The organism is Streptomyces sp. NPDC007991 (assembly GCF_042958445.1).
GTDB lineage: Bacteria > Actinomycetota > Actinomycetes > Streptomycetales > Streptomycetaceae > Streptomyces.
The window spans coordinates 645,719-671,706 of record NZ_JBIBJD010000002.1 but is presented as its reverse complement, the minus strand read 5'-3'; the positions used below and the strand labels follow the sequence as shown (position 1 = coordinate 671,706).

Below are 25,988 nucleotides of genomic sequence, written 5' to 3'. Positions count from 1 at the left end.
TACTCAGTATATGTACTGAGTGAATAGCTGACGTCGATCCATTTCCCGCCATCGGACGCGGGGATGGGTTCAGTCCGTGACGGCGTACGCCTCCACCGACCACAGCGAGTACCCGTACGGTGTGGCCCGCTTCTCGCCCTGCACCCGTACGAAGCGCACGTCGCGCTCGTCCATGCGGACGCTCTCCCGGCCGCCCCGGCCGTCCCGTACCGCCGCCGCCGTGCGCCAGCGGCGGCCGTCCGGCGAGACCTGGACGCGGTACGCCGAGGGGTGCGCGTCCTGCCAGCGCAGCACGACCTGCCCGAGCCGCGCCGGGCGCGGCAGCTCGACCTGCCACCAGGCGCCGTCGTCGACGGGGGACGACCAGCGGGTGTCCGGGTCGCCGTCGTTCGCCGCCGACGCGGGGAAGCCGGGCGTCTCGTCGGCCGAGGAACGCGCCGTGCCGGTGCGGGCCAGGTCGGGTCCGCCGGCGGGCGGGACGGCCCGGACGGTGAGGGTGCGGGCCGCTCCCGCGAACCCCAGCCGGATGTCGTAGGACCGCTTCGGCGGGCCGCGCTCCACGGTCACCTCGACGGGGACCTCCACCTCCGTGCCGCGCGGCACGGCCAGTTCGGTCCTGGGCACCTTCACCCGCACGCCCTCGGGTGCCTCGACGGTGAGCCTGCCGCGGGCGTCGGCCGGGCGCAGCGAGCCCAGCCGGGCCGTCAGCCGCCGCGTCCTGCCGGTCTCGGCGTCCACGCGGTCGCGTGCCAGCTCCAGGGAAGTGGCGGGGGAGTCCGCGAACCACGGCACCAGATGGCGTACGCGGGACGAGGCCGGACCGGTGACCCGTACGGCGTCCACCCGCTGCCCGGCCCGCACCTCGGTCGCGCCCGAAGCGGCCAGCCGGCCGGCCCGGCGCCAGCCCCCGCCCGGCACGTGCACCTCGACGTCGCCCTCGGTGCCGGGGTCGGTGAGGGCCGTCACAGCCGTCAGGGACCGGGGGTGCGGGAAGCGCAGGGTGCGGCCGTCGCCCGGGTCGCCGGGAGTGGGCGGCGGCTCGTGCTCGATGCCCGCCCAGGCCGCGTACGCCTTCTGCGCGCGCTGGAGGAAGGGATCCAGGACGTCCGTGCCGACCTTGACCGGTGCCGGCTCCAGCCGGGCGCGCAGCGCGCCGAGCCTGCGATACGCCGTCCAGGCCGCCGCCGCGTCGCCGGCGCGCTGCGCGTCCAGCAGGGCGAGCGCGACGGTGCCCGCCTCGCCGTAGCGCGCCAGTTGCCGTGACCAGGGGGCGACTTCAGTGGCGAGGCCGGTGCCCGCCAGCCGCCGGGGCAGCTCCCGCAGCACGGTGAACGCCTCGCGCAGCCGCCGGGCGGCGTCGTCGCCGGTGGTGCCACCGGCTGTACGGGCCCGCCAGTACGCCTCGGTCAGGGGGCGCAGGTACGCAGACTCCTCCTCGTCGAGGACCGACGACGCGTCGTTCCCGGCGAGTGCGGTCAGGGCTTCCTCGCGGCGCCGGTCCCCGCCCGCCAGGTCGGCGATCGCGGCCCGCCAGGACTCACCGGGGCGGTAGGCGCGCGGGTTCCAGGCGTAGTCGGCGGCGGTGAACAGCGGGACGCGGGACGCCTCGGGCTGCTGCATGGCGTTGGCGAGCAGGGCCGCCGAGCCGGTGGCGACGGCCGGCTCGCGGCCCCGGTAGGGGCCGAGGAAGAGACGGCCGGGCTCGTAGTCGTTGACCGGGTAGTTGTCCATCGTGACCAGCGGATGCCGGAACGCCTCCCGGGCGTCGGCCAGTTCACCGCCCGTGATGGTGCGGGGCACCACCCCGACGCCCGTCCACGCCACCTCGACCCCCGGGTCCAGCGTGCTCGCCAGGGCCCGCCGGTAGTCGGTCGTGCCGTCCTCGTAGTACTCGGTCGGCATCAGCGACAGACCGGCGGCGCCGGGGTGCCGCCGCGCCAGGTGCCGGGCCACCGCGTTCGCCACCCGGGCCTGCGCCCGCGCGGCCGCCCGCGGGCCGGAGCCGAACCGGCCGGCGTCCGCGTCGCAGTGCCACTCGCTGTAGCTGACGTCCTGGAACTGCAGCTGGAAGGCCCTGAAGCCCAGCGCCCACATCGCGTCGAGCTTGCGCGTCAGCGCGCGCACGTCGGCGTCCGACGCGAAGCACATCGCCTGGCCCGGGGCCACCGCCCAGCCGAGCGTGACGTGGTTGCGGCGCGCCCGCTCGGCCAGCTCCCGGAACCCGGCGCGCTGCCCCGCCGGGTACGGCTCACGCCAGCGCGCCTGCCGGTACAGGTCGTCCCCCGGGGCGTACAGGTAGCGGTTCTGCTTGGTGCGCCCCATGAAGTCGAGCTGCCCCATCCGCTGCCGGTGCGTCCACGCGGTGCCGTAGAAGCCCTCGGTGACGCCGCGCACGGCGGTGCCCGGCCAGTCGCGCACGACGGCGGCGCCGATCGTGCCGTCGGGGCGCACCAGTTGCCGCAGCGTCTGGACCGCGTGGAACAGGCCGTCCCCTCCGGTGCCGGTGAGCAGGACGCCGTCCCCGCCCACGGACAGTTCGTATCCCCCGGCCGGGAGGGCGTGGCGGTCGCCCCGGCGGACGGGCTCCGTGCGCAGCCGCACGACCAGCGCCCCGGGTCCGGCGGAGTCCGTGACGCGGCGGGCTCCGGCCTGCCGCAGCAACGCGCGCAGGGTCTCGACGGCGTACGGATCCGCCGTCGGCTCCGTGATCAGCGCGACCTCGTCGGGGACCGCGACCGGTGCGCCGTTGGCGCGCAGGGACTGGGGGCGCGGCCAGACGGAGAGGCCCGGCCCGGCGGAGTCGGCGACGGGGGCCGCGGTCGTGTCCGGAACGGGCGGGGCCGCCACCGCGGCGGGCGCGGAGCCGAGGGTTCCGGCGACGACGGCGACGGCCAGAGCCGCTGCCCGCTTCCCACGCCGCAGTCCCACAGGCCCCCTCCAGGTGTGTTCGACCGGGAGAACGAGCCCACCACCCGCCCGGTGAAGGTGTCAACGAGAGTGGCCGTTATCACTGGATTGCCGGAATGTGGAAGGAGCAGAGGGTGGGGGAATGTGAGCAGAAGCACGATGTCCGGCCCGGGGTGTCTGCCTTCGCGTCGACTGGGTAGGGCTGCGATAACCGTTGAACGCCGTACCCGACAAGGAGGCCCCCGTGGCTGCGATGACTTTCCTCCCGCTCCCGGCCCAGTCCAAACCCGTGGCGGACCCGTCCAAACCCGTGGCGGACACGTCCGCCGACCTCGACCCCCACTATGACGATCCCCGTTACGAAGACCCCCACTACTGCGTCTTCAGCTCCGAGAACACCTGCGCCGAGCCCCCGCTGACCAGCGAGACGCCGCTGCCCGACGCCGAGCCCCTCACCAGCGAGCCGCCGCTCGCCGAATCAGCCCCCCTCACCAGCGAACCCTCCGCCTTCACCTTCGTCCCGGACTTCTCGAGGTCGTAGATGACCGAACCCCGGCCGGCCGAACCGCCTTCCGAGGACCTGTCCCGCCTCGCCGCACTGCACGGCGTCGCCACCTCGTACAGCCCGTCCCCGGACCGTACGGTCGCGGCCTCGGCCGCCGCGGTCACCCTCACCCTGGCCGCTCTCGGCGTGGACGCGAGCACGCCCGGCGCGATCCGCGCCGCGCTCGCCACCCGGGAGCGGCACCTGGGCGCCAGGTTGCTGCCGCCCACGGTGGTCGGCTGGGGCGCCGGTCCCCCGGCCGCCCTGGCCGCGCTCCCCGAGGGAAGCCGGCTGCTCATCGAGACCGAGCAGGGCGAGACCCGCGCCTCGGCCGAGCACCTCCCGCCCGGGATCCACCGGCTGACCGCCACCGTCCCCGACGGCCGCACGGCCACCGCCCACCTGGTCATCGCCCCGCCCCGTCTGCCCACCCCGGCCGGACGCTCCTACGGACTCCTCGTCCAGCTCTACTCCCTGCTGTCCCGCCGCTCCTGGGGCATGGGCGACCTGGGCGACCTCGCCGAGCTGGCCGGCTGGGCCGGGCGGTCGCTCGGCGCCGGATTCGTCCAGGTCAACCCGCTGCACGCGGCCGTCCCGGGCGCCCCCACCGACCCCTCCCCGTACCGCCCGTCCTCCCGTCGCTTCCCCGACCCGGTGCACCTGCGCATCGAGGACGTCCCCGAGTACGCGTACGTCGAGGACCGCGAGCGGCTGAGCACGCTGCTGGAGCGCTCCGGCCGGCTCCGCGAAGCCGTCCTGGACAAGGGCGCCCTGATCGACCGGGACGCCGTGTGGGAGCTCAAGCGGGAGGCGCTGGAGCTGCTGTGCCAGGTGCCGCTCGGCCCCGGCAGGCGCGCCGCCTACTGCGACTTCCTCGCCGAGCAGGGCCAGGCCCTGGAGGACCACGCCACCTGGTGCGCGCTCACCGAGGTCCACGGCCCGGACTGGCACCGCTGGCCGACCGGTCTGCGCGACCCGCGCTCGGCCGAGACCGCCCGGGCCCGCAACGGCCTGATGGACCGGGTGGACTTCTGGTCCCGGCTCGCCTGGCTCACCGACACCCAGCTGACCGCCGCGCAGCGCGCCGGGCGGGAGGCCGGCATGCCGGTCGGGATCGTGCACGACCTCGCGGTCGGCGTCCACCCCGGCGGCGCCGACGCCTGGGCCCAGCAGGAGTACTTCGCCGCCGGCATGTCGGTGGGCGCCCCGCCGGACGCCTTCAACGCCCGCGGCCAGGACTGGGGTCTGCCGCCCTGGCGGCCCGACCGCCTGGCCGAGTCGGGCTACGCCCCCTTCCGCGAGCTGCTGCGCGCCCTGTTCCGCCACGCCGGCGCCCTGCGCATCGACCACGTCATGGGCCTGTTCCGCCTGTGGTGGGTGCCGCAGGACCGCCCCCCGACCGAGGGCACCTACGTCCGCTACGACGCCGAGGCCATGCTCGCCGTCCTCGTCCTGGAGGCCTCCCGGGCCGGGGCGCTGGTGATCGGCGAGGACCTGGGCACCGTCGAACCGGGCGTGCGTGAGGCGCTGCGCGAGCGCGGGGTGCTCGGCACGTCCGTGCTGTGGTTCGAACGCGACTGGGACGGCGACGGCCGCCCCCTGCCCCCCGACCGCTGGCGCGCCGACTGCCTGGCCACCGCCACCACCCACGACCTGCCCTCCACCGCCGCCCGCCTCACCGGCGAGCACGTCGAACTCCGCGACAGCCTGGGCCTGCTGACCCGCCCCCTGGAGGAGGAGCGCGCCGAGGCCGCCGCCGACACCGGCGAGTGGCTGGCCCTGCTCACCCACCTCGGCCTGCTGGACGGCACCGGCGGCACCGACGCCTCCTCGGAGGAGGCCGAGATCCAGGCCGTCCACCGCTTCCTGCTGCGCACCCCGGCCCGCATGGTCGGCGTCTGGCTCCCGGACGCGGTGGGCGACCGCCGCCCGCAGAACCTCCCGGGGACGTGGGACCAGTACCCGAACTGGCGCCTGCCGATCGCGGACGCGCAGGGACGTCCCGTCACGCTGGAACACCTGGCGGCCTCCCCCCGGCTGCACGCCCTCATCGAGGTGCTGCGCGACTGAGGGCGACTGCTGCCGCACCTCTTACGGCCCCGCTTAGGGCACCCCGGGCGCGCGGCTCCGACCGGCGTTGGATACTTTTGGCACCGTGGACAAGAAGAACGCCCTGCGAGCCGGCGCCCTGGCAGCCGGTACGACGCTGATGATGCTGCTCATGTCGTCGCCCGCCTCCGCGCTCACCCGCGACGACGGTGACGACCCCGGTCCGGGCCTGAGCGTCATCGAGACGCTGGGCCTGTTCGTCGTGGCCCCGATCGTGCTGTACCTGGTCATCGCCGCTCTGGTGATGGTCGGGGACAAGTCGCACAAGCGGAAGGACCAGACCAGCTCCAACATCACGACCAAGGCCGGCGCCGAGGCCGACACCAAGGCCGACGCGAAGGCCTGACCAGGGCTCGCTTCGAGTCCGCCGCGCACCTTTTCCGAGGGCGCCGTCCCCGTCGTACGTACGCCGCGCATGCCGCCGTACGACGACCGGGGCGGCGCCCTCGGCTTTTCTCAGCAGGGGCCGTGAGCACCTCGTTCTCCACAGTCGATCGTCTTGATCACCCGGGCGGGCACGCCCGCGACCACTGTGCTGCCAGGGACATCACGAGTGACCACCGCACCGGCAGCGACCACCGCACCGGCGCCGATGGTCACCCCCTGCGTGATCACGGCAGCCGTCCCGATCCAGACGTCGTCCTCGATGACGATCGGGGCGAAGGAGAGGTACTCGCGGCGCTCGGCCACGCGGAGTGGATGGCCTCCGGTGATGAGGCTGACCTTCGGGGCGATCATGACGCCGTTCCCGATACGGATGCCTCCCTTGTCCATGAAGGTGCATCCCTGGTTGACGAAGACGTTCTCCCCGAACGTCGTGTTGAGCCCATACTCGGTGAAGAACGGCGGGTAGATCACCACCGACTCCGGCAGCGGACCACCGAACACAACGGAAAGGAGTTCCGCGCGACCTTCACTGTCGCTGAACGGAAGCACGTTCAGTCGAGACGTCGCATCGGTCACCTCCATGATCCGCTCCGCGTGACGCGCGAACTCAGGCGTCTGGACATACATGACCTGCTCTGTGCGGGTAGACATGCGCTGATCCCACCACCGCGCAGAACACTTGATCAAACAACCCTGCGCCACACCAGACACAACCAATGGTTGTAGAAAGAGGGTGGGGGGCCTGGACGCTGAAGCGCTGCGGACCAATGTCCCCGGACAGCACGCCTAGTCCCGGCCGCCCTCCGTCGTCCGGAGCAACTCCCTGAGCAGCTCCGCCAGTTGTCCGGCCTGCTCGGTGTCGAGGCCGGACAGTGCCTCCGTCTGGGCGGCGAGTCCGGCGCCGACCGCCTGGTCGATCAGCTCCAGGCCCTTGTCGGTGAGGGTGACGTGCAGGCCGCGCCGGTCGTGCGGATCGGGGGAGCGGCGCAGCAGACCGGACCGCTCCAGCTTGTCCAGGCGCCCCGTCATGCCCCCGGTCGTGAGCATGAGCGTCGCGGAGAGCTGGCGGGGCGAGAGCGTGTAGGGCTCCCCGGAGCGGCGCAGGGTCGCCAGGACGTCGAACTCCCCGCGGCCGATCCCGAACCGCGCGTACGCCTTCTCCGACCGGTCGCTCATCGCGCGCGAGAGCCGGTGGATCCGGCCGAAGACCTCCATCGCCCGGGTGTCGAGATCGGGCCGCACCGTCGCCCACTGGTCGATGATCGCGTCCACGGGGTCCTTGCGCTGCTCGGGGCGTGCGTTCATGGCACGAGTATCCGCCGCCTCTCGGTCACCCGCAAGAAAGTGGCTTGACGGAAAGTTGCTTAGCGCTAAGCTACTTTCTACCGACCTACTTGAAGGGCGCCTCCCATGGCCATCTCCCGACCGGCTGTCATCACCCTCACCGCCCTGGCCCCCGTCTCCTGGGGGACGACCTACGCCGTCACCACCGAGTTCCTCCCCGCCGACCGCCCCCTGTTCACCGGCCTCGTGCGCGCCCTGCCGGCCGGTCTGCTGCTGCTCGCCCTCGCCCGGGTACTGCCGCGCGGTGCCTGGTGGTGGAAGGCGGCGGTGCTCGGCGCGCTGAACATCGGTGCCTTCTTCCCGCTGCTGTTCCTCGCCGCGTACCGGCTGCCCGGCGGTATGGCGGCGGTCGTCGGCTCGGCCGGGCCGCTGTTCGTGGCCGGGCTCGCGGCGCTGCTGCTCGGGCAGCGGCCGGCCCGGCGCACGCTGCTGACCGGGGCCGTGGCGGCGTTCGGCGTCAGCCTCGTCGTCCTGCGGGCGGCCGGGGCTCTGGACGCGCTCGGCGTGCTGGCGGCCCTCGCCGCGACCGTGTCGATGTCGGCCGGTACGGTGCTCACCCAGCGGTGGGGCCGGCCCGAGGGTGTCGGCCCGCTGGCCCTCACCGGCTGGCAGCTGACCGCGGGCGGCCTGCTCATCGCGCCCCTCGCGTTCCTCGTCGAGGGCGCGCCGCCGGCGCTGGACGGCCGGGCGGTCGGCGGCTACCTCTACCTCGCCGTCGCGAACACGGCGATCGCGTACTGGCTGTGGTTCCGCGGCATCGGCCGTCTCACCGCCACCCAGGCGACCTTCCTCGGCCCGCTCTCCCCGCTGACCGCGGCCGTCGTCGGCTGGGCGGCACTCGGCCAGGCGCTGACGCCGCTGCAACTGGCGGGCATGGCACTGGCGTTCGGGGCGACGGTGGCGGGGCAGGCCGGGCCGCGGCGGACGGCGGCGGCCCCGCGCACCCTCGCCGTGAGCCGGCGGGTACGGCCCTCCGCTTCCCGGAGCGGCCCCGGGCCCGAGGCGTACGTCAGCGCGGGGGCCGGTCCACGGCGATGACGGCCTGGATCTCGCCGGTGAACCCTCAGCGGACTCCGCGCAAAGGGGCGCCCGGCACAACGCCGAGCGCCCCCACAGCCGTAGCGACAGGAACGGCTACTCCGCCGCCGCGTCCGCCCGCTGCGCCCGCAGCGCGCGCTCCACGCCCGCCCGGGACTCCGACACCAGCCGCCGCAGGGCCGCGTTCGGCTCGGCGGAGGCCAGCCAGGCGTCCGTCTTGTCCAGAGTCTCCCGGGAGACCTGGACCGTCGGGTAGAGGCCGACCGCGATCTGCTGGGCCATCTCGTGGGAGCGGGACTCCCAGATGTCCTTGACCACCTCGAAGTAGCGGTCCGCGTACGGGGCGAGCAGCTCGCGCTGGTCGGTCTGGACGAAGCCGGCGATGACCGCCTCCTGCACGGCGTTCGGCAGCTTGTCGGAGTCGACGACCGACGCCCACGCCTCCGCCTTGGCCTCCGGGGTCGGCCGTGCCGCGCGGGCCGTGGCGGCGTGGCGCTCACCGGCGGCCGTACGGTCACGGTCGTACTCGCCCGCGATCTCCGTCTCGTCGAACCGGCCCACCGCCGCGAGCCGCTGGACGAACGACCAGCGCAGCTCCGTGTCGACGACCAGGCCCTCGATCGTCTGCGAACCGTCCAGCAGCGCGTCCAGCAGGTCCAGCTGCTCGGGCGTGCGGGCCGTCGCCGCGAACGCGCGCGCCCACGCCAGCTGGTGGTCGCTGCCCGGCGCCGCCGCCCGCAGATGGGCCAGCGTCGCGTCGGTCCAGCGGGCCAGCAGCGCCTCGCGGGCGGCCGGGTCGGCGTACAGGTCGACCGCCAGCTTCACCTGGCGGTGCAGCGACTGCACGACGCCGATGTCGGACTCCTTGCCGATGCCGGACAGCACCAGCGACAGGTAGTCGCGGGCCGCCAGCTCGGCGTCGCGGGTCATGTCCCAGGCCGACGCCCAGCACAGGGCGCGCGGCAGGGACGACTCGAAGTCGCCGAGGTGCTCCGTCACGAAGGCCAGGGACTGCTCGTCCAGGCGGACCTTCGCATAGGACAGGTCGTCGTCGTTGAGCAGGATCACGGCCGGGCGGCGCTTGCCGGCCAGCTGCGGTACGGCCGTCAGCTCGCCGTCCACGTCCAGCTCGATGCGCTCCTCGCGGACCAGCTTGCCGCTGGCGTCGTCCAGTTCGTACAGGCCGACCGCGATCCGGTGCGGGCGCAGCGTCGGCTCGCCCTTGGCGCCGGCGGGCAGGGCCGGGGCCTCCTGGCGGATCGCGAAGGAGGTGACGACGCCGTCCGCGTCCGTCTCGATCTCGGGACGCAGGACGTTGATGCCGGCGGTCTCCAGCCACGCCTTCGACCAGGACTTCAGATCACGCCCGGAGGTCGTCTCCAGGGCGCCCAGCAGGTCGGACAGGCGCGTGTTGCCGTACGCGTGCGCCTTGAAGTACGCCTGTACGCCCGTGAAGAACTCGTCCTCGCCGACGTACGCCACGAGCTGCTTGAGCACGGAGGCGCCCTTGGCGTACGTGATGCCGTCGAAGTTGACCAGGACGTCGTCCAGGTCGCTGATGTCCGCCATGATCGGGTGCGTGGAGGGCAGCTGGTCCTGCCGGTACGCCCAGGTCTTCATGGAGTTGGCGAACGTCGTCCACGAGTGCGGCCAGCGCGAGCCGGGCGCGGCGGCCTGGCAGGCGATGGAGGTGTACGTGGCGAACGACTCGTTCAGCCACAGGTCGTTCCACCACTCCATGGTCACGAGGTCGCCGAACCACATGTGGGCCAGTTCGTGCAGGATGGTCTCCGCGCGCACCTCGTACGCCGCGTCCGTCACCTTCGACCGGAACACGTACTGGTCGCGGATGGTCACCGCGCCCGCGTTCTCCATCGCGCCCGCGTTGAACTCCGGCACGAACAGCTGGTCGTACTTCTTGAACGGGTACGTGTAGTCGAACTTCTCCTGGAACCAGGCGAAGCCCTGCCGGGTCACCTCGAAGATGGCGTCCGAGTCGAGGTACTCGGCGAGCGAGGGGCGGCAGTAGATGCCGAGCGGCACGGACTGGCCGTCCTTCTCGTACACGCTGTGCACCGAGTGGTACGGGCCGACGATGAGCGCCGTGATGTACGTCGAGATGCGCGGCGTCGGCTCGAAGACCCAGACGCTGTCCTGCGGTTCGGGCGTGGGCGAGTTGGAGACGACGGTCCAGCCCTCCGGCGCCCTCACGGTGAACTGGAAGGTCGCCTTGAGGTCCGGCTGCTCGAAGCTCGCGAACACCCGGCGGGCGTCCGGCACCTCGAACTGGGTGTAGAGATAGGCCTGGTCGTCGACCGGGTCGACGAAACGGTGCAGGCCCTCACCGGTGTTGGTGTACGCGCAGTCGGCGACCACCCGGAGGATGTTGCGGCCCTCCAGCAGGCCCCGCAGGGCGATCCGGGAGTCCTCGAAGACCTCGGCGGGGTCGAGGGAGTCCCCGTTGAGGGTCACCTCGTGCACGGCCGGGGCCACCAGGTCGATGAACGACTCCGCCCCGTTCTCCGTGACGTCGAAGCGCACCGTGGTCACGGACCGGTAGGTGCCGCCCTCCTGCGCGCCGGAGAGGTCGAGTTCGATCTCGTACGAGTCAACGGCGAGCAGCTTCGCCCGCTGCTGCGCCTCTTCGCGGGTCAGGTTTGTGCCAGGCACGCGGTCATCTCCTCGGTATGGGTGGGTTGCGCCATCTTTCCACGGCAGCCTCGCCTCAGGCGACGACCTGGGGGTCTCCTAGGGATACCCCTCGCCCGGCGAGAGCCCGGGCGAACTCGCGCACCGCCGCCGTCTCACCGTCCCGGTGCCACACCAGGCCGAGGGCCGACTCGGGCACCCCCTCCACCGGCACGAACACCACGTCCTCGCGCCGGTGGTACGCGGCCGTGGGCGGCCCGGAGCAGAAGGAGCAACACGACGTCCGGATCCCGCCGGTACAAAGGCCCCGGGCGCGCCAGCCTCAGGAGCATGACGACGACGTACACCGCACGGCCCATCGCCCCGCGCGTCCTGAAGGAACTCCGCTCGACGGACGACGCGGGCCGCGCCACGGCCCCCTTCACCGACACCGAGGGCGGCGCCCCCCTGCGCTGCTGCCTGGGCCGCAGCGAGCCCGGCGAGCGCATCGCCCTCGTCTCGTACGCCCCGTTGCGCCGCTGGGCGGCGGACCAGGGCGTCGACCCGGGCGCGTACGACGAAGTGGGCCCGGTCTTCATCCACGCCGACGACTGCCCGGGGCCGGACGCCGGCGTGGCCTTGCCCTTCACCAACGCCCACCGCACGGTCCGCCGCTACTCCGCCGAGGGACACATCCTGGGCGGGCGGCTGGTCGAGGAGCCGGACGCCTTCGATGAGGCCCTCAGGCAAGCGTTCGACGACCCGGCCGTGGCGCTCGTCCACGTCCGGGCCGTCGAGTACGGGTGTTTCCTCTACGAGGTGCGCAGGGGGTATGAGGTGCGCGGGGACTAGCCCTTGAGCTCGGCCGCCACCAGTTCCGCGATCTGGACCGCGTTGAGGGCCGCGCCCTTGCGGAGGTTGTCGTTGGAGACGAACAGGGCCAGGCCGTTGTCCACCGTCTCGTCGCGGCGGATGCGGCCGACGTAGGACGGGTCCTTGCCGGCGGCCTGGAGCGGGGTGGGGATGTCGGAGAGCTCGACGCCCGGGGCGTCCTTCAGCAGTTCCGTCGCGCGCTCCGGGGAGATCGGGCGGGCGAAGCGGGCGTTGATCTGCAGCGAGTGGCCGGAGAAGACCGGGACGCGCACACAGGTGCCGGAGACCTTCAGTCCGGGGATCTCCAGGATCTTGCGGGACTCGTTGCGGAGCTTCTGCTCCTCGTCGGTCTCGTTCAGACCGTCGTCGACGATGTTGCCCGCGAGCGGCAGTACGTTGAAGGCGATGGGGCGCTTGTAGACGCCCGGCTCGGGGAAGTCGACCGCTTCGCCGTCGTGCGTGAGCTTGTCCGCTTCGGCGACGACCTTCTGCGTCTGGCCGTGCAGCTCGGCGACGCCGGCGAGGCCGGAGCCGGAGACCGCCTGGTACGTGGCGACGACCAGGGCTTCCAGGCCGGCCTCCGCGTGCAGCGGGCGCAGGACCGGCATCGCGGCCATCGTCGTGCAGTTCGGGTTGGCGATGATGCCCTTGGGGCGGTTCGCGATCGCGTGCGGGTTCACCTCGGAGACGACCAGCGGCACCTCCGGGTGCTTGCGCCACGCGGAGGAGTTGTCGATCACGACGGCGCCCTGGGAGGCGACCTTTTCGGCCAGCGCCTTGGACGTGGCACCGCCCGCGGAGAACAGCACGATGTCCAGGCCGGTGTAGTCGGCGGTCGCCGCGTCCTCCACCGTCACGCCGTCCAGCTCCGTGCCCGCCGAGCGGGCCGAGGCGAACAGGCGCAGTTCCGTGACCGGGAAGTTCCGTTCCGTGAGGATCCTGCGCATGACCGTGCCCACCTGTCCGGTGGCTCCGACGATTCCGACCCTCACGGTGACTCCCTCTCCTGCGTCTCTTCACGTGCTCGTTGCTTGGCCGAGGCTTTTCCATCATGCGGCCGACCAAGGCCCGCCTGTCCACTTCTTTCCCCGGTCTGCCCGCGGAGTGGGACGACGTGTCCCGTTCCATGGTTGCGGACGTCCGGCGCCCACCCCCGCTGAGCTGGAGGAATTCATTCGCCGGGGGTCACACGCCGCAAGGTCGCCTGCCCCTGTTGGTCTCGGCCACACGGGAGTGTGACGTACGCCTCTGTCGCCGTGCCGTCGACCTGCCGTCGTCCTGCCGGAAAAAAGACCGAACGTTCGGGGCCGTGCCGGCGTCATAGGAGAAACACGGCTAGGGGGGTGGCTTGTGCTGCTGCGCGGAAGGGCACGGCGGGGCCGGGAGGCGCACGCCGGTACCGGTGACGATCCGCTGGACGCGGCACAGGAGCGCCGGGTGCGGGCGGTGCTCGCGCTGGGCGGGGTACCGCAGGCGGACCTGCCGGACGGGGTGCAGCAGGTCCGCCTGCGGTTGCTGGAGCGGGCCGCGAGCGGCAGGGAGGCGCCGCGGGACGTCTCGGCGTGGGCGGCGGTCGTCGCCTCCAACCTCGCCATGGACTGGCACCGGGCCAAGCGCCGCCAGGAGCGCCTCGGGGAGCGGCTGGCCGCCCTGCGGCAACTGGAGCACCCCTCCGGGGAGGACACCAGCGTGCTGTCCGTCGCTGTCGCCCAGGGCCTGGACGAGCTGCCCGACGCCCAGCGGCAGGTCGTCGTGCTGCGTTTCTACGCCGACCTGCCGGTCCGGTCCATCGCCGAGCAGCTCGGCGTCCCGGAGGGCACGGTCAAGAGCCGGCTGCACACGGCGGTACGGGCCCTGCGCGCCCGCCTGCACGAGGACGAGGTGGTGTGACGTGACCGCCCGGAACGACGACGACCGGCGCGACGCCGACTACGACGGCATGGACGCGCTGATGGCGGCACTCGTCGGCGACCCGCTGCCGGAGGGGGCCCTGCGGGACCCGAGTTTCATGACGGCCCACCGCGCGGCTGCTGCGGACGTGGCACTGCTGCGGGAACAGTTGCTGCTGATGGGAGACACGCTGGCGCGCGACACACGGGCGGACGCGACCGGGCCGGCAACGACGGCCGGCTTGTCGCCGGAGCCAGGGGATCCGGCGGGGCGGAGCCCCGCCGCAGGGGCGTCTGTGCATGCGGGCGGGTCGGGGGCTGCTGCCGGTCTGTCGCCGGAAGCGGGAGCCCCGGCGGACGGGCTGCGGGGAGTGTCCGCTGATGCCCTGGGAGGGCCCGCCGACCCGGCGGGGAGCGCGTCCGAGACGGAGGCCGGGGCGTGGGACCGGGCGGCAGGGAAGCAGCCCGCGTCCGTGAGGGTGCTGTCCCTGGGGCCCGGGGCACACGGGGGCCGGTCCGGGCGGCGCGGTCGGTCCCGGGCGCGCGGCGTGGTGCTGGGCGGGCTCGTCGCCGCCGTGGCCGCCACCGGCGTGGTCGGTATGGGGTGGCTCGTCGTCCAGGCCGGGTCCGGGTCGGGTGGGGACTCCGGCTCGACCGCCGATGCCGCGGCCGGTCCGGCGCGGGGCCAGGAGGGTGCCGGGGCCGGTCACGCCGGTTATCTCGCCTGCGCCCGGCTCGTGGTGGAGGGCACCGTCGCCGAGGTCGAACCGGTCCCCGGCACCGGCCAGGACCGTGTCACCCTCGACGTGGACCGCTCCTACAAGCCCGCCAAGGCGCGGGACCGGATCGTCTTCCCCCTGGACGAGGACGTCGACCCCCTGCTGCGGCCGGGCGACCACGTCCTCGTCGGGATCACGCGCGGGCAGGCCCAGCCGGACCTGTGGAGCGTCGGCGAGAAGGAGATAGCGCGCGCACGCGCATGGATCACCGCAGCCCTGCCCGAGTCGGCCACCCTTCCCTGCGAGTGAGGAGAGACGGCAAGAGGGCGGGCGCCCAGCCGGACGCCCGCCCCCCCGATGCCGTCCAACCGCTACGGCACGACCTTCTCGATCTTCACCCTGCCCACGCCCGCGGCCGTCCCGCGCGCGTTGACCAGCTGGACCTCGCCGAAGAACTCACGCCCCTCGGGCGCGGCGGCCGCGGCGGTGACGCTGCCCGAGACCGTCGCCGAGTCGCCCGTGCCGAGCTTCACCGGCGCCGACCCGTCGACGGTGATGCTGCCGAGGGAGGGAGCGAAGAACACGTCCTGGTAGTCGTACTCGGTCGTGCCGGCCGGCACCGAGTAGCCGACGACCTGGACGGTGTACTTACCGGCGGCGGGGGAGGGCACGGAGACCGACTCCTCCGAGTCGCCGTCCGCGGAGCTGCCGACCTGCTTGCCGGCGGCGTCGTAGACCGCGAGGTCCAGGTCCGCGGCGGCGTCCGAGACGCGGCCGATCGCGACGTCCAGGGACTTCGCGCCCGCGGGCACCTCGACCGTGGTGCTCTGCGTCTCGCCCTGCTTGATCGACGGCCGGGCCGTCTTGGACGAGCCGAGCGAACCGCCCACCAGCTTGCCGTCGATCGCGGCGAAGCCGTTCGTCACCTTCCAGGAGGCGGCGGCCGGGGTGCCGACCTTCGCCTCGGGCACGGTCACGATCTCCGGCTCGAAGGCGACGCCGAGCACGGCGACATCCAGCTTGTAGGGGTTGTCAAGCAGCGGCGACGTCCGGCGCGACTCGACCTCGATCTCCCACACGCCCGGCTGCGGGTCGGCGTAGGAGCGCAGGTCCGGGCGGCAGGTGTCGGCCGGGTTCGTGTAGTTCGGGTAGCAGTTGACCGTCGACGTCGGGTCGGCCGGGACACCGAACGGGTGGATGGCGATGAACCGGGTCTGGCTCTTGTCCTTCAGCCCGCCCAGCGCGACCTCCAGCGTCTTGGCGCCCTCGGGCACGGTGACGTAGTAGTGCCGCGAGCTGTTGCGCTGCACCGAGTCCGACGCGGAGAACGTGTACTTCAGCGGCGCCGAGACCACGACCGTGTTCAGGACCTGCTTGTCGACGCCCTCGGTCTTCGGGTCGTCGACCTCCAGGATCGCGCTCTTGAGCCCCGCGGACTTCGGCGCGGCCTGGACCTTGACGGTGACCGGCTTGTTCAGCGGCAGCCTCACCTCGTCGGAGCCGACGATCCGGAACGTGCCGCCCGCGTTGTTCTCGAGGTGCAGCTCGTGCCGGACCGCCTTGTCGGCGCCGGACGTACGGGTGACGGTGATCTCGTACGTCTTCTTCTGGCCGGCCTTCAGGCCGCCCTCACGGTCGTACAGGCCCGTGCCGTAGCCGGGCGTCTTGAGCTTGTCGTCCATCGCGGTGTCGACCGGCGCCTTCACCGTGTAGGTGTGCGAGGTGGCGCCGTCGCGGATCGCGTCCCAGGCGTCCTCGATGTTCATCAGGCCCGCGCCCTCCTCGTACGCCTGCACACCCTTGATGTGGTCGGCGGTCGAGGTGAGGGCGGTGCGCAGGGTCGCCGGGGTGAGGTCGATGCGCTTCTGCTTCGCGGCCGACAGCAGCAGCGCGGCGGCACCGGTGGCCTGCGGGGAGGCCATCGAGGTGCCCTGGAGCATGGCGTAGCCGGCCGGCAGGGAGTAGCCCGCCTCGGCGACCGGGGCGCCCGGCATCCAGGTCTGGATGGTGTTGATCGCGGCACCCGGGGCGACCAGGGTCGGGGTGAAGCCGCCGTCCTCACGCGGGCCGCGCGAGGAGAACGGCATCAGCGCGTACTTCTTCTCCACGGCCGAGCCGTAGTTGGCGGCCCAGGTCTCCTTGGAGACGGACGCGCCGACCGAGATCACCTTGTCGGCCAGGCCCGGGTCGCCGATGGTGTTGGCGCCGGGGCCGGAGTTGCCCGCGGAGATCACCAGCTGGACGCCGTACTCGTCGATGAGACGCGTGTACAGCTCGGCGCGCGCGTTGTTGCCGTCGTTCAGCGCGGGCAGGCCGCCGATGGACATGTTGACGATGTCGACGCCGCGCTTGGTGACGAGGTCGATCATGCCCTCGGTGAGCGCGACGTTGGTGCAGCCGCCGGACCAGGTGCAGGCACGCGAGGAGACCAGCTTGGCTCCCGGGGCGGCGCCGTTCATCCTGCCGCCGAACAGGCCGTTCGCGGCGGTGATGCCCGCGACGTGCGTGCCGTGCTCGGACTCGATGACGCCGATGTTGACGAAGTCGGCCTTCGCGCCGGCGCCGTTGTAGACGACGTCCTTGCGGATCTCGACGACGAACGGCTGCCGCTCGGCGATGTCGGTCTTCGGGTCGTCGGTGCCGAAGTACCCGATCTGGAAGCCGTCCTTGTACGGCTTCATCGCGGTGTCGTCGGCGAAGTCGAAGTTGTTGTTCAGGTCGACGCGGACCGTGCCGGCGGCCGGGTCGTACAGCACGCCCCAGGAGTCCGTGGTGTCGCCGTCGCGGTTGGCGTCGCCCGCGGCGTCACCGCCGGTGGTGTACGACTCCTTGAAGGTGCTCACCCGGTACGAGCCCGAAGGCGCCTTCCAGGTCCTGCCGTCGTGCGTGAACGTGGGGCCCGAGACCGGGGTGTCCATCCGGCGCCAGGTGTTGTCGTTGTCGAGGACGGGGTCCGTCGCCGTCACCCAGTCGACGATCTTCCGCTCGCCGGTGGTGGTCTTCTGCAGCGCCGGGTGGCCCAGGTCGACGCCGGAGTCCAGGATGCCGATGGTGATGCCGCGGCCGTCCGCCTTCGGGTGGTCCTCGACGAAGTCGACCGCGCCCGTCTCGAAGGACGGGTTGTACGGGTTCTCCGCGGGGGTCTTCTTCCCCGGCGCCGGGTAGGTCCCCGCGGCGGCCTTGGCGCCCTCGGCGGTGTCCGCGGCCGGTGCCGGGTCGTCCAGCGGGATCTCCTCGCGCAGGTCGATGCCGTGCACGGAGGAGAGCTTGGCGGCGGCGGCGATGGCCGAGTCCGCCCGGGACGTCGGGACGGTGGCGCGGACGTAGCCCAGCTTGTCGTCGGCCCGGCCCACCGAGCCGCCCTTGACCGCGTCCAGCTGCCCGGCGACCTGCTCGGTCTGCCCGGGTGCGGTGGCGATCATCATCGTGACGGTCTTGTCGCCGTCGGCCTTGGCCTCGGCGAGCAGGTCCGCGTCGTCCGAACCGAGCTTGGCGTGCGCCGACTTGACGTCGGTGTCGGCCGGGGCGGACGCGCCGGGCTCGTCGGCGGCGAAGGCCAGGGGGACCGGCCCGGCCGCACAGAGCGCGGCGACGAGACCGGCGGCCGCGGCGACGCGCGCCACCCGTCTGCGGGCCGATATCGGGTCACGCTGGGGGGTGTTGGTCATCGGCATCCCTTGGAGGTAAAGGAACGAGCGGGAGCGACCAGGAACGATCGTTCCTGGTCGCGACCGTCCGGATCGCAGGCCCGGACGATCGCACAGCTTTACGCAAGGGGAGGTTCTTTGGGGAGGGTTGACCGAAACGAAATGGATGTATGGGGAAAACCCGCGATGCGTTTTGCGGGTATCAGTCCCGAAGGCGGCGAAATCGGTTAACGTCCCGGAGTGCGACAGAAGTTGAGGGTGGCGGCCTACGCCATATGCGTCCGTGACGGACAGCTCCTGCTCGCCCGCTCGCCGGCTCCCGACGGCACCCCCGAGTGGGTCGTGCCGGGCGGCGGCATGGAGCACGGCGAGGACCCCTACGACACCGTGCGGCGGGAGGTCGAGGAGGAGACCGGGTACCTCATCGAGGTCACCGCACTGCTCGGTGTGGACTCCAGCCACCGCGTCCTGCGCGAAGGCCTCGGACGCGCCGTCGACCATCACGCCGTCCGCTTCGTCTACGAGGGCCGGATCATCGGCGGCGAACTGCGCAACGAGGTGAACGGCTCCACCGACCTCGCGGCCTGGCAGGACCTGGACGCGGTGCCCGGACTGGTCCGGGTGGGGATGGTCGACATCGCCCTGCGCCTGTGGCGGGAACGGCCGCCCACCGGACGGCTCGCAGACGTCCTGGAGGATGCCGAATAGGGCCTGTCCGAACGGCGAATCTCAGGTGCAGTACCCCGGAAGATGAACAGCGCGTGACCGGCTCCCGGCCGTTCCCGGAGCGGGCGACGACGCGCAGGGTAGTCCAAGATCCACGTACGGTGATCGGCGTTGCGCGTTGCCGCCCCGTTTACGCGCAGGTCATTCCCGGTGCCAACGATCCAGTACGAGCGGGATGTTCGTGTGCCGAGCATCCCGCGACCACTGCCGACGCGTTCGCACTCGGGGAGAGAAGCGCATGTCGCGCACACGCTCAGTCGCCGGCTCCGGCCAGGGCATCCACCGTCGTTCCGTCCTCGCCGCCACCGGAGCGGTCGCCCTGTCCGCAGGGGTCGGCTACGCCCTGCGGCCCAGCGACAGCCAGGCCGCCACCGCCACGGAGACCACCGAGGCCGTCGCCGCCTCCTCCCGCCGCGCCCCGGCCGCGCCGCTGGCCCCCTACACCAAGGGCACGACCCTGGCGTCCGTGGCCACCCCGCGCGGCTCCGGCTACCGGCGCCTGGGCGACGGACCCGGCTGGCAGCGCGTGGTGCGCTCCGACCTGGCCGCGCCCAAGTCCGGCCGCGCCGGGCGCCGTACCGCGCTCGCGGCGTTCGTGCAGCTCACCGACCTGCACATCATCGACGCCCAGCATCCGCTGCGCCTGGAGTACCTGCGCTCCGCCGACGTGCACGCCTGGCGGCCGCACGAGGCGCTGACCGTGCAGGGCGCGATCGCCCTCGTGGAGCGGATCAACGCGCTGCGCGGTGCACCCGTCACCGGCGCCCCGCTGCACTTCGCCATGACCACGGGCGACAACACCGACAACAACGCCAGGTCCGAGCTGGAGTGGTTCCTGACGGTCATGAGCGGCGGGCGCATCACGCCCAACTCCGGTGACCCGCGCCGCTACGAGGGCGTCCAGAACAGCGGCCTCACGCAGTACTGGCAGCCGGACGCCGCGGTCCGCGACAGCGACAAGCAGGCCGGCTTCCCGCACCTCGACGGCTTCCTCAAGGCCGCCATCCGCGAGGTCCGCAGCCCCGGCCTCAACCTGCCCTGGTACTCCACGGTCGGCAACCACGACTCCCTGCCGATGGGCTGCTACGCCTCGCACGGCGACTCCTACCTCACCGAACTCGCCGTCGGCGGAAAGAAGCTGATGGACGTGTCCGCGGCCGAGGCGCAGCGGCTGAAGACCCTGATCAAGAACGCAAGAGACCCTGAGGGTGTCCGTTACGAGGACTTCCTGAAGTCCCACGCCCGCGCCATGCGTTCGGTCACCCCGGACGAGAGCCGCGCCCCCTTCACCCCCGCCGAGTACCTCCGGGCGCACCTGGACCCGGCCTACCGCGGCCTCGGCCCGGCCGGCCACGGCTACTCCTCCGCCAACCTCGACGCGGGCACCCAGTACTACGCCTTCCGCATCTCCGACGACGTCATCGGCATCAGCCTGGACACCACCGACGCGGGCGGCCACTACGAGGGCTCGCTCGGCACGGCCCAGCTGAAGTGGCTCGAGCGGACCCTGCGGGAGAACAAGGACTCCCACGCGGTGATCTTCAGCCATCACACCAGCAAGACGATGACCAACACCCGCCCGGACCCGGCCCGCCCCCAGGAGCGCCGGCACACCGGCGAGGAGGTCCTCGCCCTGCTCGGCGGCCACCGCAATGTGCTCGCCTGGGTGAACGGCCACATCCACAAGAACGTCATCACCCCGCACGCGACGTCCGGCGGCGGCTCCTTCTGGGAGATCTCCACGGCCTCCCACGTCGACTACCCCCAGCTCGCCCGGGTCATCGAGCTGACCGACAACAAGGACGGCACGATCTCCCTGTTCACCACGCTGGTGGAGTCCTCGGCCCCGCACCGCACGGACTTCTCCGACCTCTCCCAGACCGGCCTCGCGGCCCTCTACCGCGAGCTGTCCCTCAACGCCCCCGGCGCGAGCACGACCCTCGGCGGCGACCCGCAGGACCGCAACACCGAACTGGTGCTGAAGAAGGGCTGATTCCCGCTCAACCTCGCCGGGCCGGTCAACCCCGGCCCGGGCGGCCCGGGTCCCGCCCCCTGACACCACTCGACGTGACGGGGACAGGGGACATGGACAGACGCACACGCACGATCCTGACGGCGGCGGCCGTGGTGGCACTGTCGGCGGCCCTGGCGGGCCCCGCGGTCGCGGCCCCGCCCGCCGGCGACCACGACGCGACCCGGCAGGCGATACGGGCCGCGGTCGCCGACGGCGTCCCGGGCGTGATCGCCGGAGTGCAACAGGGGCACGGCACCTGGGCGGCCACGGCGGGAGTCGGCAACCTCCACAAGGGCACACCGCGTTCGACGCGCGACCACTACCGCGTCGCCAGCATCACGAAGACGTTCGTCGCCACCGTCGTCCTGCAACTGGAGGCGGAAGGGCGGCTGTCGCTGGACGACACGGTGGAGAAATGGCTGCCGGGCGTGGTCCGGGGCCACGGACACGACGGCCGCGAGATCACCCTCCGCCAGCTCCTGAACCACACCAGCGGCATCTTCGACTACCTCGGGGACGCCGGTTTCCAGCGGACCTACATGACCGCGGACGGCTTCATGAAGCACCGGTTCGACGAGGCGGAACCCGAGGAGCTGCTCGCCTACGCCCTGGCCAACGAGCCGTACTTCACGCCGGGTACGTCGTTCGAGTACTCCAACACGAACTACCTCTTGGCCGCGCGGGTGATCGAGAAGGCCACGGGCAACGACGACTACGGCGACGAGATCGACCGGCGCATCATCGCCCCACTGCACCTGACCTCCACGTCCGTCCCCACGACCCGGGTCACCCTGCCCCGGCCCAGCGGCCGCGCCTACTCCAAGCTGGCCAGGACGGACACCGGACCCACGTACGACGTCACCGAACTGAACGCGCGCCTGGCCTACGGCTCGGGCCAGATGGTCTCCAGCTCGGCCGACCTGAACCGCTTCTACTCGGCCCTGCTCGGCGGCAGGCTGCTCCCGCCGGAGCAGCTCAAGGAGATGAAGACCACGGTCCCCTCCAGCCGGGACACCAGCCGCTACGGCCTGGGGCTCGTCGACCGCGAGCTCAGCTGCGGCGTCCACGTCTGGGGCCACGACGGCGGGATCTTCGGCTCGAACTCGGACGCCGTGACGACCGAGGACGGCCGGCACTCCCTGGCCGTCAACTTCAACGGCGACTGGTCGGGCAGCACCGACGCGATCATCGAGGCGGAGTTCTGCGGCACGTAGGAGCCCTCGCACGAGGAGGGGCCGCCGGCACCCCCGGCAGCCCCTCCTCTCGTCTCCTGGTCCTGCCCCCGGTCCCTCACTAGCGGGGCAGGACCAGGACATACGCGGCCGGTTCGCGGTCGGCCGAGGCCATCAGGGCCGTGCGGACCACCGTCGCCTGCTGTTCCGGACAGTCGCGGAGCTTCCTGGGCGTGATGTGGACGACCGTGATGCCGAGGCGCTCCAGGTGCTCGCGCTTGCGTGCGTACTCGGACCACAGGGCGTCGTCGTCCTGCCGGGGCGCCCGCGTGTCCAGCTCCACCGCCACGGCCTGGTCGGGCCAGTACGCGTCCAGGCCACCGAGGTAGGGGCCGCCGGGCAGGCGCAGGTCCACGTTCCAGACCGGGTCGGGCAGGCCGTACTCGTGGACCATCCGGTACAGGCGGTCCTCCGCACGCGCCCGGCCCTCCGCCAGCAGGGAGTCCACCGCGTCCACAACGTGCGGACGGCTCAGCAGCCGCGCCTGGTTCAGCTCCCGCACCACCGCCGCCGGCTCGCAGTGGGCGCCGCGCACCGCCTCCGTCATCAGCCGGCGCACGGTGCCGGCGTCCCGGAGGTCGGCCACCGCGTCGGCCAGCGCGCGGGCGACCGGGGCCACCGGCAGGCCCGTGACCTGCTCAGGGACGGGCAGCGCGGTGCCGCGGACGATGCGCGCACAGCCCGTCGAGCGAAGCCGGCGCAGCCGCGGGACCAGGACGTCGATCACGTCCAGGGACGGCAGCGGGGGAGTGGAGGAGAAGCCGTGCAGCGTGAGGGCGGCCAGGCCGGTGATCATCGCCTCCGGGTGGGCGGGGGTGTGCCGCCGGTCCGCCCCGGGCTGGGCCGGGACACCCGTGCCGCGCTCCCGTGCCGCGTACATCAGCACCGCGTGCAGCCGCTCCTCGCTGGTCGGCGGGCCCGGGTGGAGCAGGACGACGCCCGGCAGGAACTGCTGCCAGGGCCCGCCGGGGCGGCACTGCTCGTTCGTCGCGGACGTCGTCACGCCGTGCGAGCGGAGCTGCGCGACCGTCATCACACGCAGCCGGCCGCGGCCGGACAGGTCGTGCAGGGGGCGCGGGGAGAGCGGGGCGTTGTGGGTCATGCCCCGCAATTTCCCGTGCCGGGACCGCTCTTTAACCGCTGTTACAGGCCCGTCGACAAATGCCAACAACCCAGCCCTAAAGGACGGGTGTTCGGTTGCCGAAAGCCCCTGGTCCGTTCGGGTGCGGGCCAGGGGTTACGGCTCGGAGGGCACTCATCTCGTAACGATGGCGGAACCCCCGACCTCAGGCCAAAGCTACTGGCCAGAGGCCTCGTCGCACGCCTGCGCGCGCAGCGCCCGCGCCAGGTCGTCCCGGGCCTCCAGCACCAGCCGGCGCAGGGCCGGGGCCGCCTCCCGGTGGGTCTGAAGCCACGCGTCCGTGGCGGCGAGGGTCTCCGGGGACTGCTGGAGCGAGGGGAACATGCCCTGCACCACGTGCATCCCGATCTGGATGGACCGCTCGGCCCACACCCGCTCGATCGCCGCGAAGTACTTCTGCGCGTACGGCGCGAGCAGGTCCCGCTGCGAGCCCTGGGAGAAGCCCGCGATGGTCGCCTCGACCATGGCGTTGGACAGCGTGTCCGACTCCACGACCCGCGCCCACGCCTGCGCCTTGACCGCCGCCGACGGCCGGGCGGCCAGACAGCGCACCTGGTGGCGCTTGCCGGAGGCCGTGTCGTCCCGGGCCAGCTCCTCGGCCAGCGCCTTCTCGTCCACCGCCCCGTGCGCGGCCAGCGGCTCCAGGAACACCCACCGCAGCTCCTGGTCCAGGGCGAGGCCGTCGACCGAGGCCGTGCCCGCCAGCAGATCACTCAGCAGCTCGAAGTCCGCCTCGGCCGTGGCCGTCCGGGCGAAGAAACGCGCCCACGCCAGCTGGTGCTCGCTGCCCGGCCCGGCCGCGTACAGCTCGCGCCGCGCGCCCTCGGCGAGCAGGCGGGCGGTCGTCTCCCGCCGAGCGGGCGCCGCGTAGTGCGTGACCGCCGACTCGGCCCACGCATGCAGCATCTGCACCACGCCGATCTCGGACTCGCCCCCCGCGAACCGCAGCACCAGGTCCACGAAGTCGCCCGCCGGGAGCAGCGCGTCCCGCGTCATGTTCCACAGCGCCGACCAGCACAGGGCACGCGCCAGCGGGTCGGTCACCGACCCCAGGTGCTCGCGCAGCGTGGCCAGCGAGGTCTCGTCGAAGCGGATCTTGCAGTACGTCAGGTCGTCGTCGTTGACCAGGACCAGGTCGGGCGCCTCGGCGCCGGACAGCTCCGCCACGACCGTCCGCGGGCCCTCGACGTCCACCTCGGCGCGCGCGTACCGCTCGACCGCCCCGTCGTCCGTCGCCCGGTACAGGCCCACCGCCACCCGGTGCGGGCGCAGTTCCGGATGGGACTCGGCCGCCTCCTGCACCACCGCCAGCTCCGCCACCCGGCCCTGCGGATCCAGCAGCAGCTGCGGGGTCAGCGCGTTCACCCCGGCCGTCTGGAGCCAGGACCGCGCCCAGGCGCTCATGTCCCGGCCGCTGGTCTCCTCCAGCACCGACAGCAGGTCACCGAGGCGCGTGTTGCCGTACGCGTGCCGCTTGAAGTAGCGCCGGGCGCCCTCCAGGAACGCGTCCTGGCCGACGTACGCCACGAGCTGCTTCAGCACCGACGCGCCCTTGGCGTACGTGATGCCGTCGAAGTTCAGCTTGGCGTCCTGCAGGTCGCGGATGTCGGCCGTGATGGGGTGTGTGGAGGGCAGCTGGTCGGCCCGGTAGGCCCAGGACTTGCGGCGGTTGGCGAAGGTGATCCAGCCGTTGACGAATCGGGTCGCGCCGACCAGCGAGAACTCGCCCATGAAGTCCGCGAACGACTCCTTCAGCCACAGGTCGTCCCACCACTCCATGGTGACCAGGTCGCCGAACCACATGTGCGCCATCTCGTGCAGGATGACGTTGGCCCGGCCCTCGTAGGACGCCTGCGTCACCTTGCCCCGGAAGATGAACTCCTCCCGGAACGTCACCAGACCCGGGTTCTCCATCGCGCCCAGGTTGTACTCGGGCACGAACGCCTGGTCGTACTTCCCGAACGGGTACGGGTAGTCGAAGTGGTCGTGGAAGAAGTCCAGGCCCTGCTTGGTGACCAGGAAGACGTCCTCGGCGTCGAAGTGGGGCGCGAGGCCCTTGCGGCACAGGGCGCCGAGGGGGATCTCCAGCGTCGTGCCGTCCGCGAACGTACGCGTGTACGTGTCGGTCACGTAGTGGTACGGGCCCGCCACCACACACGTGATGTACGTCGAGATCGGCTTGGTCTCGGCGAACCGCCACACCCCGTCGGCCCGTTCGCCCGCCCCGTTGCTCCACACCGTCCAGCCCTCGGGCGCCCGCACCTCGAAGCGGAACGGGGCCTTGAGGTCGGGCTGCTCGAAGCCCGCGAAGACGCGGCGGGAGTCGGCCGGCTCGTACTGCGTGTACAGGTACACCTCGCCGTCCTCGGGATCGACGAAGCGGTGCAGGCCCTCGCCGGTGCGGGAGTAGGCGCACTGCGCGTCGACCACCAACTCGTTGTCGGCGGCCAGGTCCTCCAGCGTGATCCGCGAACCGTCGAAGACCTCGCCGGGGTCCAGATCCCGTCCGTTGAGTGAGACGGCCGTCACGCTCGGGGCGATCAGATCGGCAAAGGTGCTCGCACCGGGCTCGTTGCAGCGGAACCGGACGGTCGTGACCGACCGGAACGTGCGGGGCCCGTCGGTGTCGTCCTCACCGACCGCGGACCGCAGGTCGAGGGACACCTCGTACCCGTCGACGCCGATCAGGGCGGCCCGCTCCCGGGCCTCGTCGCGGGACAGATTCTCACCGGGCACGGGCGGAACTCCTCAAGCGTCGTCGGATACGGCTGAACAGCACCGATCCTGCCA

The 25,988-nt window shown here is 72.4% G+C and carries 19 protein-coding genes; 10 read left to right on the top strand and 9 right to left on the bottom strand.

Annotated features, from left to right (window positions below):
• Positions 1-69: 69 nt before the first annotated feature.
• The gene (locus ACFZDA_RS07105) at positions 70-2,928 is read right to left on the bottom strand and encodes a beta-N-acetylglucosaminidase domain-containing protein (RefSeq protein ID WP_391076092.1); all 2,859 of its coding nucleotides are present in this window, start codon (positions 2,926-2,928) and stop codon (positions 70-72) included.
• A 223-nt stretch (positions 2,929-3,151) separates the two neighbouring features.
• Here ACFZDA_RS07105 and ACFZDA_RS07100 point away from each other — a divergent pair, with 223 nt between their 5' ends.
• From ACFZDA_RS07100 to ACFZDA_RS07090, 3 genes are all read left to right on the top strand, one after another.
• Positions 3,152-3,448, top strand: a complete 297-nt coding sequence (locus ACFZDA_RS07100) for a hypothetical protein (protein WP_086560149.1) — start codon at positions 3,152-3,154, stop codon at positions 3,446-3,448.
• Positions 3,449-5,521 carry a 4-alpha-glucanotransferase gene (gene malQ / locus ACFZDA_RS07095; RefSeq protein WP_391076089.1) on the top strand — a complete coding sequence of 691 codons (2,073 nt, stop codon included), beginning with the start codon at positions 3,449-3,451 and terminating at the stop codon, positions 5,519-5,521.
• A gap of 85 nt (positions 5,522-5,606) precedes the next feature.
• Complete coding sequence (locus ACFZDA_RS07090) at positions 5,607-5,906, top strand: hypothetical protein (RefSeq protein WP_391076086.1); 300 nt, start codon at positions 5,607-5,609, stop codon at positions 5,904-5,906.
• A gap of 110 nt (positions 5,907-6,016) precedes the next feature.
• Here ACFZDA_RS07090 and ACFZDA_RS07085 read toward each other — a convergent pair whose 3' ends face one another.
• Together ACFZDA_RS07085 and ACFZDA_RS07080 are read right to left on the bottom strand one after the other, a co-directional pair.
• On the bottom strand, positions 6,017-6,574 hold the full coding sequence (locus tag ACFZDA_RS07085) for a DapH/DapD/GlmU-related protein (protein ID WP_391076801.1): 558 nt from the start codon (positions 6,572-6,574) through the stop codon (positions 6,017-6,019).
• A gap of 159 nt (positions 6,575-6,733) precedes the next feature.
• Positions 6,734-7,252, bottom strand: a complete 519-nt coding sequence (locus tag ACFZDA_RS07080; protein WP_391076084.1) for a MarR family transcriptional regulator — start codon at positions 7,250-7,252, stop codon at positions 6,734-6,736.
• Between the two features lie 105 nt (positions 7,253-7,357).
• Between ACFZDA_RS07080 and ACFZDA_RS07075 the strand changes: the two genes are divergently transcribed.
• On the top strand, positions 7,358-8,329 hold the full coding sequence (locus ACFZDA_RS07075; RefSeq protein ID WP_391076080.1) for an EamA family transporter: 972 nt from the start codon (positions 7,358-7,360) through the stop codon (positions 8,327-8,329).
• A 96-nt stretch (positions 8,330-8,425) separates the two neighbouring features.
• Here the strand turns inward: ACFZDA_RS07075 and pepN (ACFZDA_RS07070) are convergent, their stop codons facing one another.
• Positions 8,426-10,999, bottom strand: coding sequence for an aminopeptidase N (gene pepN / locus ACFZDA_RS07070; RefSeq protein ID WP_391076076.1), 2,574 nt, complete (start codon positions 10,997-10,999; stop codon positions 8,426-8,428).
• 55 nt (positions 11,000-11,054) lie between these two features.
• A complete protein-coding gene (locus ACFZDA_RS07065; protein ID WP_391076073.1) occupies positions 11,055-11,201 on the bottom strand; it encodes a hypothetical protein in 147 nt (48 codons plus the stop codon).
• 107 nt (positions 11,202-11,308) lie between these two features.
• Here ACFZDA_RS07065 and ACFZDA_RS07060 point away from each other — a divergent pair, with 107 nt between their 5' ends.
• Positions 11,309-11,809, top strand: a complete 501-nt coding sequence (locus tag ACFZDA_RS07060; RefSeq protein WP_391076070.1) for a DUF1203 domain-containing protein — start codon at positions 11,309-11,311, stop codon at positions 11,807-11,809.
• On the opposite strand, the gene ACFZDA_RS07055 is transcribed toward ACFZDA_RS07060, so the two are convergent.
• Complete coding sequence (locus ACFZDA_RS07055; RefSeq protein WP_391076067.1) at positions 11,806-12,822, bottom strand: aspartate-semialdehyde dehydrogenase; 1,017 nt, start codon at positions 12,820-12,822, stop codon at positions 11,806-11,808. The two genes, ACFZDA_RS07060 and ACFZDA_RS07055, sit on opposite strands and share 4 nt — an antisense overlap.
• Positions 12,823-13,183: 361 nt before the next feature.
• On the opposite strand from ACFZDA_RS07055, the gene ACFZDA_RS07050 reads away from it, so the two are divergent.
• Complete coding sequence (locus ACFZDA_RS07050) at positions 13,184-13,720, top strand: RNA polymerase sigma factor (protein ID WP_059420040.1); 537 nt, start codon at positions 13,184-13,186, stop codon at positions 13,718-13,720.
• A 1-nt stretch (position 13,721) separates the two neighbouring features.
• Complete coding sequence (locus tag ACFZDA_RS07045) at positions 13,722-14,747, top strand: hypothetical protein (RefSeq protein ID WP_391076064.1); 1,026 nt, start codon at positions 13,722-13,724, stop codon at positions 14,745-14,747.
• 62 nt (positions 14,748-14,809) lie between these two features.
• Here the strand turns inward: ACFZDA_RS07045 and ACFZDA_RS07040 are convergent, their stop codons facing one another.
• Positions 14,810-18,106: a S8 family serine peptidase gene (locus ACFZDA_RS07040; RefSeq protein ID WP_391076061.1), complete on the bottom strand. Its 3,297-nt coding sequence runs from the start codon at positions 18,104-18,106 to the stop codon at positions 14,810-14,812.
• Positions 18,107-18,343: 237 nt separating this feature from the next.
• On the opposite strand from ACFZDA_RS07040, the gene ACFZDA_RS07035 reads away from it, so the two are divergent.
• From ACFZDA_RS07035 to ACFZDA_RS07025, 3 genes are all read left to right on the top strand, one after another.
• Positions 18,344-18,793 carry an NUDIX domain-containing protein gene (locus ACFZDA_RS07035; protein WP_391076797.1) on the top strand — a complete coding sequence of 150 codons (450 nt, stop codon included), beginning with the start codon at positions 18,344-18,346 and terminating at the stop codon, positions 18,791-18,793.
• 256 nt (positions 18,794-19,049) lie between these two features.
• On the top strand, positions 19,050-20,804 hold the full coding sequence (locus ACFZDA_RS07030; protein ID WP_391076058.1) for a TIGR03767 family metallophosphoesterase: 1,755 nt from the start codon (positions 19,050-19,052) through the stop codon (positions 20,802-20,804).
• 92 nt (positions 20,805-20,896) lie between these two features.
• Positions 20,897-22,039: a serine hydrolase gene (locus ACFZDA_RS07025; RefSeq protein WP_391076055.1), complete on the top strand. Its 1,143-nt coding sequence runs from the start codon at positions 20,897-20,899 to the stop codon at positions 22,037-22,039.
• Between the two features lie 79 nt (positions 22,040-22,118).
• Here ACFZDA_RS07025 and ACFZDA_RS07020 read toward each other — a convergent pair whose 3' ends face one another.
• Both ACFZDA_RS07020 and pepN (ACFZDA_RS07015) read right to left on the bottom strand, forming a co-directional pair.
• Positions 22,119-23,159 carry a hypothetical protein gene (locus ACFZDA_RS07020; protein ID WP_391076052.1) on the bottom strand — a complete coding sequence of 347 codons (1,041 nt, stop codon included), beginning with the start codon at positions 23,157-23,159 and terminating at the stop codon, positions 22,119-22,121.
• 195 nt (positions 23,160-23,354) lie between these two features.
• Positions 23,355-25,934 (bottom strand): aminopeptidase N, encoded by a 2,580-nt coding sequence (gene pepN / locus ACFZDA_RS07015; RefSeq protein WP_391076049.1) that lies wholly within the window; start codon positions 25,932-25,934, stop codon positions 23,355-23,357.
• Positions 25,935-25,988: the final 54 nt, after the last annotated feature.